Origin of the sequence: Pandoraea apista (assembly GCF_001465595.2) — a bacterium.
Classification (GTDB): Bacteria; Pseudomonadota; Gammaproteobacteria; order Burkholderiales; family Burkholderiaceae; genus Pandoraea; species Pandoraea apista.
Map to the genome: position 1 here is coordinate 5,288,062 of NZ_CP013481.2, position 17,444 is coordinate 5,305,505.

Annotated in this window: 13 protein-coding genes; 5 read left to right on the forward strand and 8 right to left on the reverse strand. The window is 63.7% G+C overall.

Going from position 1 to position 17,444, the window contains the following annotated elements; translation table 11 throughout:
• Positions 1 to 346: 346 nt before the first annotated feature.
• The 7 genes from AT395_RS23960 to gatC form a co-directional block, all read right to left on the reverse strand.
• Positions 347 to 3,505 carry an efflux RND transporter permease subunit gene (locus AT395_RS23960; protein ID WP_082117736.1) on the reverse strand — a complete coding sequence of 1,053 codons (3,159 nt, stop codon included), beginning with the start codon at positions 3,503 to 3,505 and terminating at the stop codon, positions 347 to 349.
• On the reverse strand, positions 3,502 to 4,734 hold the full coding sequence (locus tag AT395_RS23965; RefSeq protein WP_072632907.1) for an efflux RND transporter periplasmic adaptor subunit: 1,233 nt from the start codon (positions 4,732 to 4,734) through the stop codon (positions 3,502 to 3,504). The genes AT395_RS23960 and AT395_RS23965 overlap by 4 nt, the downstream gene beginning before the upstream one ends.
• Before the next feature lie 147 nt (positions 4,735 to 4,881).
• Positions 4,882 to 5,688 carry a polyphosphate kinase 2 family protein gene (locus AT395_RS23970; RefSeq protein WP_042113903.1) on the reverse strand — a complete coding sequence of 269 codons (807 nt, stop codon included), beginning with the start codon at positions 5,686 to 5,688 and terminating at the stop codon, positions 4,882 to 4,884.
• A gap of 139 nt (positions 5,689 to 5,827) precedes the next feature.
• The gene (gene gatB / locus AT395_RS23975; RefSeq protein ID WP_172417089.1) at positions 5,828 to 7,300 is read right to left on the reverse strand and encodes an Asp-tRNA(Asn)/Glu-tRNA(Gln) amidotransferase subunit GatB; all 1,473 of its coding nucleotides are present in this window, start codon (positions 7,298 to 7,300) and stop codon (positions 5,828 to 5,830) included.
• 116 nt (positions 7,301 to 7,416) lie between these two features.
• The gene (locus AT395_RS23980; RefSeq protein ID WP_042117665.1) at positions 7,417 to 7,899 is read right to left on the reverse strand and encodes a hypothetical protein; all 483 of its coding nucleotides are present in this window, start codon (positions 7,897 to 7,899) and stop codon (positions 7,417 to 7,419) included.
• A 23-nt stretch (positions 7,900 to 7,922) separates the two neighbouring features.
• The gene (gatA, locus tag AT395_RS23985; RefSeq protein WP_094067910.1) at positions 7,923 to 9,413 is read right to left on the reverse strand and encodes an Asp-tRNA(Asn)/Glu-tRNA(Gln) amidotransferase subunit GatA; all 1,491 of its coding nucleotides are present in this window, start codon (positions 9,411 to 9,413) and stop codon (positions 7,923 to 7,925) included.
• 103 nt (positions 9,414 to 9,516) lie between these two features.
• A complete protein-coding gene (gatC, locus tag AT395_RS23990) occupies positions 9,517 to 9,816 on the reverse strand; it encodes an Asp-tRNA(Asn)/Glu-tRNA(Gln) amidotransferase subunit GatC (protein ID WP_042113901.1) in 300 nt (99 codons plus the stop codon).
• 550 nt (positions 9,817 to 10,366) lie between these two features.
• On the opposite strand from gatC, the gene AT395_RS23995 reads away from it, so the two are divergent.
• The 5 genes from AT395_RS23995 (at position 10,367) to rodA (ending at position 16,487) form a co-directional block, all read left to right on the forward strand.
• On the forward strand, positions 10,367 to 11,410 hold the full coding sequence (locus AT395_RS23995) for a rod shape-determining protein (RefSeq protein ID WP_010805637.1): 1,044 nt from the start codon (positions 10,367 to 10,369) through the stop codon (positions 11,408 to 11,410).
• A gap of 184 nt (positions 11,411 to 11,594) precedes the next feature.
• On the forward strand, positions 11,595 to 12,563 hold the full coding sequence (gene mreC, locus AT395_RS24000; protein ID WP_042113900.1) for a rod shape-determining protein MreC: 969 nt from the start codon (positions 11,595 to 11,597) through the stop codon (positions 12,561 to 12,563).
• 9 nt (positions 12,564 to 12,572) lie between these two features.
• Positions 12,573 to 13,085: a rod shape-determining protein MreD gene (gene mreD, locus AT395_RS24005; RefSeq protein WP_010805639.1), complete on the forward strand. Its 513-nt coding sequence runs from the start codon at positions 12,573 to 12,575 to the stop codon at positions 13,083 to 13,085.
• Between the two features lie 52 nt (positions 13,086 to 13,137).
• Positions 13,138 to 15,339 (forward strand): penicillin-binding protein 2, encoded by a 2,202-nt coding sequence (mrdA, locus tag AT395_RS24010; protein ID WP_048628494.1) that lies wholly within the window; start codon positions 13,138 to 13,140, stop codon positions 15,337 to 15,339.
• Complete coding sequence (gene rodA, locus AT395_RS24015) at positions 15,339 to 16,487, forward strand: rod shape-determining protein RodA (protein ID WP_042113896.1); 1,149 nt, start codon at positions 15,339 to 15,341, stop codon at positions 16,485 to 16,487. Before mrdA ends, rodA begins: the two co-directional genes overlap by 1 nt.
• A 96-nt stretch (positions 16,488 to 16,583) precedes the next feature.
• Here the strand turns inward: rodA and AT395_RS24020 are convergent, their stop codons facing one another.
• Entirely contained in the window at positions 16,584 to 17,303 is a 720-nt protein-coding gene (locus AT395_RS24020; protein ID WP_042113893.1) for a tetratricopeptide repeat protein, read from the reverse strand.
• Positions 17,304 to 17,444 lie beyond the last annotated feature (141 nt).

Consider the following 17,444-nt stretch of genomic DNA (forward strand, 5'->3'; position numbering starts at 1 on the left):
AAATTGACAATTGCGAGGGGCATGAAACCACCCATTGGCACGCCAATTCCGACAAAGGGTTATGTATTGCCAAAGTGCGGTTCGATGCGCGCAATGACCTGCCGAACAAGGGGGGATGCGGATCACCGAGAATCGGTGCCGTCATGCGGATCGTTGCGATCATAGGACTCAGCCTAACCGCAACGAGGGTATTCACAACGTCGTTGGCCGACGCCTCTATTCAGCGATTTCACAAGGCACATTGCATGCCTTTCGTACGCGGATTGGATGGCCGCGTGCAACCCCGAAGGCAGGAGCGGCGCGAATCGATCGCCCCGCCTGCCTCCGGTGTCAGACCATCAAAACGTCAGTGCGCCGTCCCCGTTTGAGGGCCGTCAACACGTGCAGCGCCGTGCCCGCCGGCGCCACTGCGATCCGTCTCGGGGCTGTCGTTCGCCGCCTTGTCCCCGGGCAGCACGAGCGGTCCCTTGCCGGCGAAGCGGTCAAGGTAGAGATAGATCACCGGCGTGATGTAGAGCGTGATGACCTGCGAGAACAGCAAGCCGCCGACCACCGCCAGACCGAGCGGTTGACGCAACTCCGCGCCTGCGCCGAGACCCAGCGCAATCGGCAACGCACCCATGAGTGCCGCAAGCGTCGTCATCATGATCGGACGGAAGCGCAACGCGCATGCCTGACGAATGGCCTCGGTGGGTGTCATGCCGCCGTTGCGCTGGGCGTCGAGCGCGAAGTCGATCATCATGATCGCGTTCTTCTTCACGATCCCGATAAGCATCAGCACGCCGATCACGGCAATCAGCGACAGATCCATGCCGAACAGACGCAGCGTAATCAGCGCCCCGACCGCCGCCGACGGCAAACCCGCGAGAATCGTGATCGGATGGATGTAGCTCTCGTACAGCACCCCAAGCAGCACGTAGATCACGAGCAACGCGCCGACCAGCAGCACGATCTGGCTCGACTGCGACTTCTGGAATGCGGCTGCATCACCGCCCCAGCTCGTGATAATGCTCGCCGGGAAACCCAGTTGCTGCTGGAAACCCACGATCTTTTGCGACGCGTCGCCCAGTGCTGCGCCCGGCGCAAGGTTGAACGACAGCGTCACCGCTTGCAACTGGCCCTGATGGTTCACCGACACCGGCCCCATCTTGCGCTCGACGGTCGCCACCGCCGAGAGCGGCACCAGTGCGCCGCCCTTGCCGCGAACGTAGATCTTGTCGAACGCGCCTTCGTCGCGGCGGTCGTTGTCGTCGGCCTGCAAAATGACCTGATAGCTGTCGCTCGGCGTGTAGATCGTCGACACCTGACGCTCGCCGAACGCGCTGTACAACGCGCTGCGAATATCGCCAATGGCCACGCCAAGCGTATTCGCCTTGTCGCGGTCGATGGTGAGTTGCGCTTGCAGCCCTTTCATCTGCGCGTCGGTCGTCACGTCGCGGAAAATCGGGTCGGCGCGCATGAGGTTCATCAGCCGGTCGGACCATAACTGCATCTCACCCGGCTTCACGCTCTGCATCACGTACTGATAACGACTCTTGCTCTGCTTGCCGCCCAGTTGCAGGTTCTGCACCGGATTGAAGTAGACGTTGAGCCCGGGCACCTGCTTCACGTCGCGGCGCAGCACTTCGAGCACTTCGCTCATGTGCGGGCGCTCGCCGTGTGGCTTCAGGTTGATGAACATGCGGCCCTGATTGCTGTCGCTGGCCGACACGATCACTGTCTCCACCGCCGGGTTCGCGCGGATGATGTCTCCCGCCTGACGCAGCAGCGCAGACATGGCCGTGAACGAAATATCCTGCGCGCCTTCGGCCGTGACCTGCACCTGCCCGATGTCTTCGCTCGGGAAGAAGCCCTTCGGAATCGTGGCAAACAGCACGCCCGTGGCGACAAACGTGGCGGCCGCCGCGCCCATCACCCATTGGCGATGCGCGAGGCACCAATCGACACTGCGCACGTAGCCGTTCTGCACCCACACGAAACCGTCTTCGAACCACTGCGTGGCGCGCATTCCCAGTCCTTCGTCCTGCTCGTGCCGGAGATAGCGGCTGCACAGCATGGGAATCAACGTGAGCGAGACGGCCGCCGATACCAGAATCGCCAGCGACACCACCACGGCGAACTCGTGGAACATCAACCCGATGACCCCTGGCATGAAGAAGATCGGGATGAACACGGCCACCAGCGAAATCGAGATCGACAGAATGGTGAAGCCCATTTCACGTGATCCGACCAGCGCCGCGCGCAAAGGCGGCACGCCGTTCTCGATGTGACGCACGATGTTCTCGAGCATCACGATGGCGTCGTCCACGACCAGCCCTACCGCGAGCGTAATGCCCAGCAGCGAGATATTGTCGATGGAGTACCCCATGCCCTTCATGAGCGCGACCGTGCCGATCAGCGACACCGGCAGCGACATCACCGGAATCAGCGTGGCCGCCAGACGGCGCAGGAACAGAAAGATCACCAGCGTGACGAGAATCACCGTGAGACCGAGCGTGAATTGCACGTCGTCGATCGATTCGCGAATCGACACCGAGCGGTCGTTAAGCAGCTTGACCTGAATCGACTGCGGCATCTGCTCCGCCAGACGCGGCAGCGCCGCCTTGACCTGATCCACGGTGGCCACGGTGTTCGCGTTGGGCTGACGCAGCACCGCGAGCACGATCGAGCGCTCGCCGTTGACCCAACTGCCGGTCTTGACCGACTCCACGCTGTCTTGCACCTCGGCCACGTCGCGCAGATACACCGGGTTGCCGTTCACGCTCGCAATGATGAGATTCGCGAACTGCTCGGCCTTCGTCATCTGGCGATTGGCCTCGATGGTCAGCGTCTGACGATTGCCGTCGAGTGTGCCGACCGGGCTGTTGGCATTCGCCGAAGCCAGTGCACGCGCCACGTCGTCGAGCGTGAGCTTGCGGGCGGCCAGCGCGTCGGGACGCGCCTTCACGCGCACCGCAAAGCGCTTCTGCCCGAAGATCAGCACCTGCGCCACGCCGGGCAGCGTGGAAAGCGTGGGAGACACGAGGTTTTCCGCGTAGTCGTCGAGTTCGGCCAGCGACATCGACGGCGAATTCATCGCGAGGAACAGAATCGGCGCGTCGGCCGGGTTCACCTTGCGGTATGACGGCGGCGTGGTCATCTCCACTGGCAGCTTGCGCTGTGCGCGGAACAACGCGGCCTGCACGTCGACGGCGGCCGCATCGATATCCCGGTCGCTGTCGAATTCGATGATGATCGACGTGGTGCCCTGCGTATTGGTCGAGCTGATGACCGCCACGCCGGCAATCGTCGAGAACTGCTTTTCCATCGGCGCGGCCACCGACGCCGCCATCGTCTCCGGACTCGCGCCCGGCAAGGTGGCGGTGACCTGAATCACCGGCGAGTTGTAGCTGGGCAGGGCGGAAATCGGAATCTGGCCGTAGGCGATCAAGCCGGCAACGACTGCCGCCACGCACAGCAGGATCGTCATGACCGGCCGGCGGATACAGAGTTCTGAGAGGTTCATGGCGCTTTCCCCGCGGCGCCGTCGCGCGCCGCCACGACCGTCACCGCGTTGCCCGGACGCAGGTTCTCCGCGCCTTCCTGCACCACGCGCGCGCCTGCGGGCACGCCTTCGACGACCGCGAGCCTGGCTTCCACATAGCCGACCTTCACGGGCTTCGCGCTCACTCGGCCGTCGGCACCGATGACATAGACGAACTTGCCGTCGGGGCCGGTCTGCACCGCCTGCGGCGGCACTACGCTGGCCTGCTTGAGTACGCGGCCGATCACCGCGACGTTCAGATACATGCCGGGCCACAGCTTCGCATCGCGGTTGTCGTAAGCGGCTTTCAGGCGAATCGTGCCCGTTTGCGAGTCCACGGCGTTATCGATGAAGCTGAGTTGGCCCGTGGCCGTCATGCCGGTTGTGCCGAGCGTGGCCGTCACGGCAACCGGGCCGCCCGCGCGCGCAGCCTGCAACTCGGCCAGTGCACCTTCCGGCAACGTGAAGCTGATATCGATCGGATCGAGTTGGGTAATGCTCACGAGCGCCGCCCCGCCCGGCGTGACGAGACTGCCGGGATGAACGTTGATCGCTCCGGTACGGCCGTCGATGCCGGCCCGAATCTGGTTGTAGTCGACCGCGACCTGACTGGCCGAAATCGCGGCCCGGTCCGCGGCGACCTGTGCGCTCAGACTGTCTACGCTGCTTTGCGCGGTATCGAGCGCACTTTGCGAGACGAAATGCTCGGCGATCAGCTGCCGGGTGCGCGCGAGCGTGCGACGAGCGTTGGCGAGATCGGCTTCGTCCTTCGCCAGTTGCGCCTGCACCTTCTTGAGGTTGGCTTCGTCCATACGCGCATCGAGCGAGAACAGCAACTGCCCGGCTTTGACGAAATCGCCTTCCTTGATATGCACCTGTCGGATCGTGCTGGAAATCTGCGGACGCACCTCGATGGTCTGACGCGCCGTGACCGTGCCGTTGGCGATGAGCCGCACAGGCACGTCGCGCACCTCGACGGTGGCGGCCGTTACCGAGGGAGCCACCGTCGCCTTCGCCGGCTTCTCTGCCCCGCGAGAGCGCAGCCACACGCCAGCCCCGGCAACCACCGCGACTGCCAGCACGGCGGTGATCCAGCGGCGCGAGCGCGCCGTACCCCGTGGTGTTCCGTCTGCGCCACTCTGGGTGGCCGTCTGATGCCCGCGGGCGGCAGCGTCCCCCGGCGTATGCCGGCGGGCGTTCTCGTCACTCATCTTCTTCCCCGTTTCCCCATGCGACGCCCGTTGCCCGGCAAACCCCCGTTCGCCCGGCCGCGCCTGTTTCTTCTGTCAAAACGGCCGTGGATACCCACGGCCGTTCACGTCATGCTCTTTTTTCTTCGAATGCCATGCGGCACTGCGTCATTCCACCTTCATGCCCGCGAGTTCGGGCCTGCCGGGCGGATACGACAGCTTCAGTTCGCTCAGCGCCTGCACCAGCAACTCGGCCACCATCAGATTACGGTGGCGTTTTGAGTCGGAAGGCACGATATACCACGGCGCATCTTCCGTCGAGGTGGCCGATAACGCCGCCTCGTAGGCCTTCGTGTATTGCGGCCAGAAACTGCGTTCCTTGAGATCGTTCAGCTCGAATTTCCAGTGTTTGTTCGGATCGTCGATACGTTCCTGAAGCCGTTTGCGCTGCTCCTCCGCCGAGATATGGAGGAAGCACTTGATGATGTGCGTGTTGTTGTCCGCCAGCAGGCGTTCGAAGTTGTTGATGTGCGCGTAGCGGCGCTTGCATTCGTCGTCGTCGATCCAGTCGTGCACGCGCGTAATGAGCACGTCTTCGTAATGGCTGCGATTGAAGATGACCAGCTCGCCTGCCGCGGGCACCACCATGTGCACACGCCACAGAAAGTCGCGCGCCAGCTCCATGGGCGTGGGCGACTTGAAGTTGGCCACGCGAATGCCCAACGGGTCAACGTTCTGGAACACCGCGCGAATGGTGCCGTCCTTGCCGCTGGTATCCATGCCCTGCAACACGAGCAGGACCCGATGCTTGCTGTTGGCGTGCAGAATGGTCTGCAACTCGTCGAGCTTGAGCGCCAGTTCGGCCATGCGCGCCTTGTCGTCGTCCTTGCTGTCGCCGGAAAATGGCTTGTCGGCCGGATCGTAGTCCGACAGGTCGAGCTTCTTGCCCAGCGGTACCCGGTATTTCTCGAACATCGCAACTCCTCGTGGCAGGCTATGCGGCAGTATCGCGCAATTTGCGGGGAGGGCAAAAAAAGCGCGGCGCCGAACCGGCTACCGCGCTTTTTGTTTGATACTTCGGGAGTGCCGCGATGCGCGGCAGTCTCCACCCTCGTCAGGCGCCGAGCTTCTTCTTGAGCAACTCGTTGACCTGCGCCGGGTTGGCCTTACCCTTGGTTGCCTTCATCGCCTGACCGACCAGTGCGTTGAACGCTTTCTCCTTGCCGGCGCGGAACTCTTCGACGGACTTGGCGTTGGCGGCCAGTACTTCGTCGATGATCTTCTCGATCGCGCCCGTGTCGGTGATCTGCCTGAGCCCCTTCGCTTCGATGATGCGGTCTGCCGCGCCGTCGTCGGTGGCACGCTCTTCCCACATCAATTGGAAGACTTCCTTCGCAATCTTGTTGGAAATCGTGTTGTCGGCGATACGCGCCAGCAGACCCGCAAGCTGGGCGCTCGATACCGGGCTTTCGGCAATGCCGATGTCTTCGCGGTTGAGCAGCGACGACAGTTCGCCCATGATCCAGTTGGCGGCCGGCTTGGCGCTTGCCTTGCCCGCCTTCGCGACCACGGCTTCGAAGTACGCGGCCTGAGCTTTCGACTGCGTGAGCACGGCGGCGTCGTACTCGGACAGCCCGTACGACTCGACAAAGCGCGCCTGCATGCCGGCGGGCAGTTCGGGCAGCGCGGCGCGCACGCGCTCGACCCACTCGCTGTCGATCACAAGCGGCATCAGATCCGGATCCGGGAAGTAACGGTAGTCGTGCGCATCTTCCTTGCTGCGCATCGAACGCGTTTCCTTCTTGTCCGGATCGTACAAACGGGTTTCCTGCACCACTGTGCCGCCGTCTTCGATCAGTTCGATCTGACGGCGCACTTCGTACTGAATCGCCTCTTCGAGGAAGCGGAACGAGTTCAGGTTCTTGATCTCGGCGCGCGTGCCGAATTCCTTCTGACCGACCGGACGCACGGACACGTTGGCGTCGCACCGGAACGAGCCTTCCTGCATGTTGCCGTCGCAAATGCCAAGCCACACCACCAGCCCGTGCAAAGCCTTCGCGTAGGCCACGGCCTCGGCCGCGCTACGCATGTCGGGTTCGGTCACGATCTCGAGCAGCGGCGTGCCGGCGCGGTTCAGGTCGATGCCGGTCATGCCAGCGAAGTCTTCGTGCAGCGACTTGCCTGCGTCTTCCTCAAGGTGGGCACGCGTGAGCGTAACGACCTTTTCATACGCTTCGCGGCCGGTGCGGGCATCCGCTTCGACCTGAATCTTCAGCGTGCCGCCCTGCACCACCGGAATTTCGTACTGACTGATCTGATAGCCCTTCGGCAGATCAGGGTAGAAGTAATTCTTGCGCGCGAAGATGCTGCGCGGCGCAATCGTTGCCCCGATGGCCAGACCAAACTCGATCGCGCGCTCGACCGCACCGCGATTGAGCACCGGCAACACGCCCGGCAGCGCCAGATCCACGGGACAGGCCTGCGTGTTGGGGGCCGCGCCGAACTGCGTCGATGCGCCCGAGAAAATCTTGGAAGCGGTGGAGAGCTGTGTGTGCGTCTCCAGACCAATAACGACTTCCCATTGCATAAGGTTCACCCTGTCTCAACTTGTCGGCATGGCGTATTCGCCCTGCCCTTGCCGCCGGTCGCCCCCCGCTGGGGTGACGCTCCGGCCTGTTCCTGTTCGCCCGAATGTTCCGGCGCTTATCTGCGTGTGTCCGCCGCGCAAATGCCCGAGTGCGGATCGAAACTCACCGGCCAGGCGTTCTCGTAGATGCCCGGCGTGCAATACGCCTCGCAGTTCGCATGCCCGATAGTCACGTTGCCCGGGTCCTGCCAGATGAGCAGCTTGCAACTCCCGCTGTTCGCCCGCAGCTCAATGCTCGGGCGCCACTGCGTCTGGTGAAAATCCGCCAGATTGAAGTGGCAGCTCCCGCGCTGGCCGACCCACAAACGCCAGTCAAGCGTCTGCACCTGATTGGCCGACACCTTGAGCGTAGCCTGTTCGCGAAAACCGTCCTCATCCGTCTGCGAGCAATAGCCCGACAGATTGATCTCGCGGTACGCGATCGGCGTAGGCCGCCCGAACGGCAGACTGCACGACGCCAACGTGAGCACCATGCCGGCAAGCGCCAGCCCCCTGAAGGTCAGGGCAGCCATGCGCGAGCCACCGGGGGCGAGAGACATCACCACGCGCGGGCGGCTCATGATCAGACGCCCGACGGCGCGCGCTGATGCCAGTCGGTCGCACGCTGGAACGCGTCGGCCACTTGCAGCAGGCGGGCTTCGTCGAAATAGTTGCCGATCAGTTGCAAGCCGACCGGACGCGCATCGCGGCCCGGCCCGACCGGCAGGCTCATGCCCGGCAGACCGGCCAGACTGACCGACAGCGTATAGATATCCGCGAGATACATCTGCACCGGATCGGCGCTCTTCTCGCCAAGGTTCCACGCGACCGACGGGGCCACCGGGCCCATGATCACGTCGCATTGCGAGAACGCGTTCTGGAAGTCCTGTGCAATCAGGCGGCGAATCTTTTGTGCTTGCAGATAGTAGGCGTCGTAGTAACCGTGCGAAAGCACGTACGTACCCACGAGAATGCGGCGCTTGACCTCGGTGCCGAAGCCTTCGGCACGCGACTTCTTGTACATGTCGAGCAGATCGCGATACTCGGCGGCGCGGTGACCGAAACGCACGCCGTCGAAACGCGACAGGTTCGACGAGGCTTCGGCCGGGGCCAGCACGTAGTACACCGGGATCGACAGTTCCGTCTTGGGCAGCGACACCGGCACACGCACCGCGCCAAGCTTTTCGAACTCGCGCAAGGCGTTGTCGACAGCTTCGCGCACATCGGCGTCGAGACCTTCGCCGAAGTATTCGGCCGGCAGACCGATGCGCAGACCGGCCAGCGGCTTGTCTGCCGTGGCGCCGTCGAGCGGCTTGCCCAGACCGCGTGCGAAGTCTTCGTCGGCGCGCTCGAGGCTGGTCGAGTCGCGCGCGTCGAAGCCCGCCATACCGTTCAGCATCCACGCGCAATCCGCCGCGCTGTGACCGAACGGGCCGCCCTGATCGAGCGACGAAGCAAACGCGATCATGCCGTAACGCGACACGCGGCCGTACGTCGGCTTGATACCGGTCACGCCGCAGAATGCGGCGGGCTGACGGATCGAGCCGCCAGTGTCGGTGCCGGTAGCCACCGGCGCGAGACGCGCGGCCACTGCCGCGGCCGAACCACCCGACGAACCGCCGGGCACGGCGCGCGTGTCCCATGGGTTCTTCACCGGGCCGTAAAACGAGTTCTCGTTCGACGAGCCCATCGCGAACTCGTCCATGTTGGTCTTGCCCAGCGTGACCATGCCGGCGTCTGCCAGACGCTCGACCACGGCGGCGTCGTACGGGCTCACGTAGTTCTCGAGCATGCGCGAGCCGGCCGTGCTGCGCCAGTGGCGCGTGACGAATACGTCTTTATGTGCGACGGGAATGCCCAGCAGGGGCTGGTTCGCGCCATCGCCGGCGGCAATGCGAGCGTCGGCGGCACGCGCCTGCGCGAGGCTCGCCTCGGCGTCGACGTGCACAAACGCGTTCAGGTCGGCAGCGGCGGCAATGCGCGCCAGATAGTGCTGCGTCAGCTCGACGCTCGAGACACGCTTGGCGTCGAGCGCGGCGCGCAAATCCTGCAAGTGAATCAGATCTTGTTCCATGGTGGCTGCTGTGTAGCGCTTGAGGGAATGAGGTGCGCCGGTGGCGCGCGACGATACGTTGCGCGAGCGCCGGCCGGGCCGGACGCCGGGCAACGCGCCGGACTCATTCGATGACCTTCGGCACCAGATAGAGGCCGTCCTGCACGGCGGGGGCCGGACGCTGATTGGCGTCGCGGTCGACCAGTTCCGTCACGACATCGGTACGCAGCCGCTGGGCAACTGCCTGAATTTGCTCGATCGGATGCGCAAGCGGGGCAACGCCCTTCGTATCGACCGACTGCATCTGCTCGACGAGCGCGAAGAAGCCGTTCAGCTCCTTTTCCATGTGAGCCGCCTCGTCATCGGCCAGCTCGAGACGCGCGAGATGAGCGATACGTTTGACGTCTGAGAGATTCAAAGCCATGAAGAAATCCCGAAAAAATGCGCATTGGGGAGCAGCCGGATGCATACATGACGCCAATATTAGGGACAGAATGCGGAGAATGCGCGGATGAGGTCGGACTCGTCTGCTGTTTTACTCCGTGCACCGGGCTGCGCAGGAGGGCTGGCGCGCCGTGCCACAAGGCTCTCGGCCCAAACGCCGAGGGTGTCGAATGTGGTGTCAACGTGCTCGTTTTTCCTGCAAAACCTGCGAAATTATAAGGTATCATTGCGCATTAAATTTGCGTCGGAGCGTGTTTTTGCACCCTTCGCCGCTGTCGCGCAGGTGGGCCACGGTGAGTCCGGGGGGTGCGACAGACGATCGCGCAGTCCATTGGAAGACCCTGACGCGACGGATTTATAACGGCAGCCCCGCCTCCTGCCCGGTACAGCATTCCTCGGTTTGTCCGCATGTTTCGCGAGCCGCCGCGTGGCGCCTGGCGATTTTTTTGCGAACAGTCCGGAACCCAGATGACAGGCAGCCGTCCCAGTCACATCCATTGGGACGGCCTCACGCAAACACAGGATTTTGCATGTTCGGTTTTCTTCGCAGCTATTTCTCCAACGACCTGGCCATTGACCTGGGCACGGCCAACACCCTCATTTACATGCGCGGCAAGGGCGTCGTTCTCGACGAACCGTCGGTAGTCGCCATTCGCCAGGAAGGTGGCCCGAGCGGCAAGAAGACGATTCAAGCCGTTGGCAAGGAAGCCAAGCAGATGCTTGGCAAGGTGCCGGGCAACATCGAGGCTATCCGCCCGATGAAGGACGGCGTGATCGCCGACTTCACGGTGACGGAGCAGATGATCAAGCAGTTCATCAAGATGGCGCACGAGTCGCGCCTGTTCTCGCCGTCGCCGCGCATCATCATTTGCGTGCCGTGCGGATCGACCCAGGTGGAGCGCCGCGCCATCAAGGAAGCCGCACACGGTGCCGGCGCCTCGCAGGTGTACCTGATTGAAGAACCGATGGCCGCCGCCATCGGCGCCGGTCTGCCGGTCTCGGAAGCCACGGGCTCGATGGTCGTCGACATTGGCGGGGGCACGACCGAAGTGGGCGTGATCTCGCTGGGCGGTATCGTCTATAAGGGTTCGGTGCGCGTCGGTGGCGACAAGTTCGACGAAGCCATCGTCAACTACATCCGCCGCAATTACGGCATGCTGATCGGCGAGCAGACCGCCGAAGCGATCAAAAAAGAAATCGGTTCCGCCTTCCCGGGTTCGGAAGTCAAGGAAATGGAAGTGAAGGGCCGCAACCTCTCCGAAGGGATTCCGCGCGCCTTTACCATTTCGAGCAACGAAATCCTCGAAGCGCTGACCGATCCGCTCAACCAGATCGTGTCGTCGGTGAAGATCGCGCTGGAACAGACCCCGCCGGAACTGGGGGCCGATATCGCCGAGCGTGGCATGATGCTCACGGGCGGCGGCGCGCTGCTGCGCGATCTGGATCGCCTGCTCGCGGAAGAAACCGGCCTGCCGGTGCTCGTGGCCGAAGACCCGCTGACCTGCGTGGTGCGCGGTTCGGGCATGGCGCTCGAGCGCATGGACAAGCTCGGCAGCATCTTCTCCTACGAGTAAGCCAACGTGCGTGGTTTGTCGTCCGGCGCGGCGGGGCAATCCCTTCCACACCTCGCCCGGAACGGCACACCACGCAGCAAGACCACGCGCACGGAACCTGCCGTCATGCGGTTCCGTCGCACCCGACTGACACCATTCGCGCACCGCAGCGGCTCGCTGCGCGTGCTTCCCTGAAGGGCCCACCATGCAGTACAGTCCGCCGCCACTGTTCAAACAGGGACCGTCGGCGTTGGCCCGGCTGATCTGTTTCGTTGCGCTCGCCATCGGCCTGCTCGTGGTCGACTCGCACTACAACACGCTGGAACGGGTTCGGGCCGTTGTCGGCACCGCGCTCTATCCGGTGCAACGCATGATGCTGTTACCTCGCGACGCCATTCTCGGCGTGGCGGGCTTCTTCTCGACCGAATCGCAACTCACGGGCGAGAACCGCACGCTTCGCGAACAAAATCTCGAACTCTCCGTGCAGGCCCAGCGCAACAACCAGTTGGTCGCCGAGAACGAACATCTGCGTCAGATGCTCGCGCTGCGCGAGCGCCTGCCCGTGCCCAGCATTCCCGCCGAAATCGAATACGACACCCGCGACCCGTTCACGCAGCGCGTGGTCATCGATCGCGGCACGAAACACGGCGTAAAACTCGGTGCGCCGGTCGTCACGGAACAGGGCCTGCTTGGTCAGGTCTCACGAGTATTCCTGCTGCAAAGCGAAGTCACGCTGCTCACCGACAAGGAGCAGGCGGTGCCCGTGCAGGTCACGCGCAGCGGCGTGCATAGCGTGATCTACGGCGGACTGCGCGGCGACGTGCTCGACCTGCGGTTCATTCCGCTGTCGGCCGACGTCAAGGTGGGCGACGAGATCGCCACCAGCGGTCTTGACGGCATTTACCCCGCTGGCCTGCCCGTGGCCCGTATTACCAAGGTCGATCGCGTCTCGGATACCGCGTTCGCGCGCATTCTCTGCCAACCGGTGGCCAATCTGCGCAGCCAGCGTCAGGTGCTGGTGTTGCAATACACCACGCCGCTCGCGCTGCATCCGGACGCCGCCGCCGATCTCGCACGCGCCTCCGATCCGTCGGCAAGCGGCGAAAAGCCCGGCCAGAAGGGCGCCACGCGTGCCGATCCGAAGCACGCGCCGGCTGTCCGAAAGGGTCATTGAGGAATCGACATGTCACGACCGCAATACATTCTGCTGCCGGTCAATCCGTACTTCATCGCGCTCAGTCTCGTGGTGGCGTTTCTGGTGAACCTGATGCCCTGGGGTCATGCCCCGGCCATGCCCGACTTCGTGGCGCTCGTGCTGATGTTCTGGAACATTCACCAGCCGCGCAAGGTGGGCATGGGCGTGGCGTTTCTCGTCGGGCTGCTCATGGACGTGCACAACGCCGGCCTGCTCGGCGAGCACGCGCTCGCTTACACGCTGTTGTCGTACGGGGCGATCATGATTCACCGCCGCGTGCTGTTCTTCACACTGCTCGGGCAAGCGCTGACGGTCCTGCCGCTGCTGCTGCTCGCCCACGTGGTACCGTTCATTATTCGTCTGGCGACCGGCGCGGCATTTCCGGGCTGGTGGCCGCTCGCGGCAAGCTTCGTCGAAGCCTTGCTCTGGCCGGTGATCAGTATTTTGCTGTTGGCGCCTCAGAAACGCGCCGTCGACCGCGACGACACGCGTCCGATCTGATGGGCCCCACGCCCGTACGATCGCGCCACCGAGCCCTGCCCGCCCAGCCAGCATGACCGAGTTCAAGAATCCCCAGCAACAACTGCAGACGTTTCATCTGCGGGTGACGGCGGCTGCGCTTTTCGTGCTGATCTGCTTCAGCCTGCTCGCGGTGCGTTTCGTCTATCTGCAGGTCTTCCGTCACAATCAGTACGCGCTGCAAGCCGACGAAAATCGCGTTTCGCTTGCCCCGATCGTGCCCAACCGGGGCGTGATCATGGATCGCAACGGCGTGGTGCTCGCGCGCAACTACTCCGCGTACACGCTGGAAATCACGCCCTCGAAAATCGGCCGGCCGCTCGAAGACCTCATCACTGATTTGTCCGACGTGATCGAGATCACGCCGCGCGACCGCGCCCGCTTCAAGAAGCTCATGGACGACAGCAAGAGCTTCGAGAGCCTGCCGATCCGTACGCGCCTGACCGACGAGGAAGTCGCCCGCTTTACCGCCCAGCGCTTCCGGTTCCCCGGCGTGGATGTGCACGCCCGTCTGTTCCGTCAGTACCCGCTCGGCGAGACGGCCGCGCACGTGATCGGCTACATCGGCCGAATCTCGCAACGCGATCGGCAGCGCATCGAAGCGATGAGCGACGAGAACGACAGCGATAGCGCCAAATACGACATTCGCCGCGACGTGAATAACTACAAGGGCACCGACTACATCGGGAAGATCGGTGTCGAGCAGAGTTACGAGACCCAGCTTCACGGCATCACCGGTTTCGAGGAAATCGAAGTGACCGCGGGCGGCCGTCCGGTGCGCACGATCTCGCGCACGCCCGCCACGCCGGGCGACAACCTCGTGCTGTCCATCGACATCAAGCTTCAGCAGGTGGCCGAGCAGGCCTTTGCCGGACGCCGTGGCGCCGTCGTCGCCATCGAGCCGAAGACGGGCGATGTGCTTGCGTTCGTCTCGGCGCCGAGCTTCGATCCGAACATGTTCGTCGAAGGCATCGATCAGCAGAACTGGGACGCCCTGAACAACTCGCCCGACCGCCCGCTGCTCAACCGGCCGCTGCGCGGCACCTACCCGATCGGCTCGACGTACAAGCCCTTCATGGCGCTCGCCGCACTTGAACTCGGCAAGCGCACGACCAACTGGGGCTTCCAGGATACGGGCTCGTTCACGCTGGGCAACCACACGTTCCGCAACGACGTTCGCAACGGTCAGGGCTGGATCGACATGTATCGCTCGATCGTGGTGTCGAACGACACGTATTACTACATGCTCGCGCACGACCTCGGCGTGAACGCCATTCACGATTTCATGGCGCCGCTCGGCTTCGGCCAGTTGACGGGCATCGATATCGAAGGCGAAGCGCGCGGCATTCTGCCGTCGACCGAATGGAAGCGCAAGGCGTACAAGAAGCCCGCGCAGCAGAAGTGGTACGACGGCGAAACGATCAGTCTGGGTATCGGTCAGGGTTACAACTCGTTCACGATTCTGCAACTCGCGCACGCCACGGCCACGCTGGCCAATAACGGCGTGGTGATGAAGCCCCACCTGGTCAAGGCCGTCGAAGACCCGGTCTCGCACGCGCGTCAGTTGACCGTGCCGCACGAGAGCGCGCGGCTGCCGTACAAGCAGGCGGACATTGACTTCGTCAAACGCGCCATGGTGGGTGTGATCAAGGAAGGTACAGGCCGTCAGGCGTTCGCAGGGGCGCCGTACGAAGCGGGCGGCAAGACCGGTACGGCGCAGGTCTACTCGCTCGGCAAGAACGAGAAGTACAACCACAATGCGATTCCCGAGTTCAAGCGCGACCACGCGTTATTCATTGCCTTCGCGCCCGCCGACGACCCGAAGATCGCCATTGCGCTGATCGTCGAGAATGCCGGTTGGGGTGGCGCACAGGCTGGTCCGGTCGCGCGCCGTCTGCTCGACTACTATCTCATCGACGAACCGAAGGAGCGCGCTGCGGAAGCGGCAGCGTTGCAGGCGTCGGCATCTGCGCCGGGCGTGTCTGCCGCCCCCGACGCCCCGCCCGCCAGCGCCGCCGACCTCGGCAGCCGGACCGCCGGCGCCCCCGCGAGCGTGGCGCGTATGCCGCCTGCCGCGGCAACCGCTGCAGCACCGGGGGCGCCAGTCGCTCCGGCAGCACCGGCAACGCCCAAGCCCGCCCCGCAGCGTCAACCGGCTGTCAGCCCGACCGTCGCCGACGAGGCCCGCCACCGCGCCGCGATCCGCGCACAAGGCGCGCAAGGAGGAACGCCATGATGGCGCTCGACAAACATACGTGGAAAGAGCAGGTCAAGCGCCTGTTCGTCGGCTTCGACAAGCCACTGGCACTGATCGTCTTCCTGCTCCTGTGTGTGGGATTGGTCACGCTCTACAGCGCCAGTATCGACGTGCCCGGCCGCGTCGAAGACCAGATCCGCAACATCGTGCTCACGTTCATGCTGATGTGGGTGCTGGCGATGATGCCAACGCAAACGCTGATGAAGTTCGCCGTGCCCCTCTACACGGCGGGTGTCGCGCTGCTCATTGCGGTGGCGATGTTCGGGCTCACGAAGAAAGGCGCGAAGCGCTGGCTGAACGTCGGCATGGTGATCCAGCCGTCCGAGATCATGAAGATCGCCATGCCGCTGATGCTCGCGTGGTATTTCCAGAAGCGCGAAGGCAACATCCGCTGGTTCGATTACCTGGCGGCACTCGCGCTGCTCGGTGTGCCGGTCGGGCTTATCGCGAAGCAGCCCGACCTTGGCACGGGCCTGCTCGTGGCGGCGGCGGGCCTCTATGTGATCTATCTGGCCGGCCTGTCGTGGAAGCTCATTCTTCCGGTGCTCATCGCCGGCGTGCTCGGCATTGGTACGATCCTCGCACTCGAAGACAAGATCTGTCAGCCGGATGTCGAATGGCACATCCTGCACGACTATCAGAAGCACCGCGTGTGCACGCTGCTGGACCCGACGACGGACCCGCTCGGCAAGGGCTTTCACACGATTCAATCGGTGATCGCTATCGGCTCGGGCGGAACCATGGGCAAGGGCTGGCTCAAGGGCACGCAGGCTCACCTCGAGTTCATTCCTGAAAAGCACACCGACTTCATCTTCGCCGTGTTCGCAGAAGAATTCGGGCTGATCGGCGAAGGCGTTCTGCTGGTACTGTATCTGTTGCTGGTAGCGCGCGGGCTGATGATCGCGGCGTCTGGCGCGACCCTGTTCGGGCGGCTGCTGGCCGGGTCCGTCACGATGATCTTCTTCACCTACGCCTTCGTGAACATGGGGATGGTGAGCGGCATTCTGCCAGTGGTCGGCGTGCCGCTGCCGTTCATGAGCTACGGCGGTACCGCGTTGGTGACGCTCGGCCTCGGGGTCGGCATTCTGATGAGTGTCGCGCGCGAGAAGCGGCTGATGCAAAGCTGACGGCGCGCTGATATCGCAGCGCCGCAGCACCACACCACAGCACCAAACAATGACGGCAGGGCCAGCGCCCTGCCGTCATTGTTTTTGGGCATGGCCTTAGCGAGTCGGCGCCGGGGCGGGAGACGACGGCTGCGCGCGCTCCCGATTCATGGCGTCAAGCTTGCCTTGTGCCGCGACATCGCCCTGCGCAGCGGCCTTTTCGTACCACAGGCGCGCTCGTTCGAGATCGGGGGTCACTACCCCATAGCCGCGTTCGTAATAGCTCGCCACGATGTACTGCGACGGCAGATCGCCACCGCGCGCCGCCTTCTCGTACCAGCCGAATGCTGCCTTGTAATCTTTGGGGACACCGCGCCCGATGAAGTACTCGTTGGCAATGGCTGCCTGCGCTTGCACATGTCCTTGCCGGGCCGCCTTCTCGTACCAGAGATTGGCCTGCGGAATCGACTTGCCGACGACGTAGCCGTCGTCGAACATCTTGCCGTAGACGTATTGCGCTTGCGTCATGCCCGCGTTCGCGGCACGCTCCAGCCAATGCACGGCGCCGTCCGGATCGGGCGTGCCGCCTTCGCCGTTGAGCAGCATCATCGCGTAGTCGAACTGCGCCAGACGATTGCCCTGTTCGGCCGCCCGGCGGAATTCCTCGAGCGCCTGCGATTGCTGCCCCGCTTCATAGTGATGCACGGCCTGATCGGTCAGTGTCTGCGCGGGGGCCTGAGCGGCTGCCACCGCGTAGGGGATCGGCTGGCACGCCACACCGGCGAGCGTGACGGCGAAACCGGCAAGCAGCCGGCGCATGGCGAAAGACGGCGACATGACAAACCTCCGGGGGCGGGCTTGCGCCTATTGTGCGCCAAATGAAAAAGACTCGCCCGTGCCGCTCGTATCCGGCGTCTTTCAGACGTCCATGAATGAAAAACCCCGGCACTCGGCCGGGGTTTTTTATTGCAGAGCGTC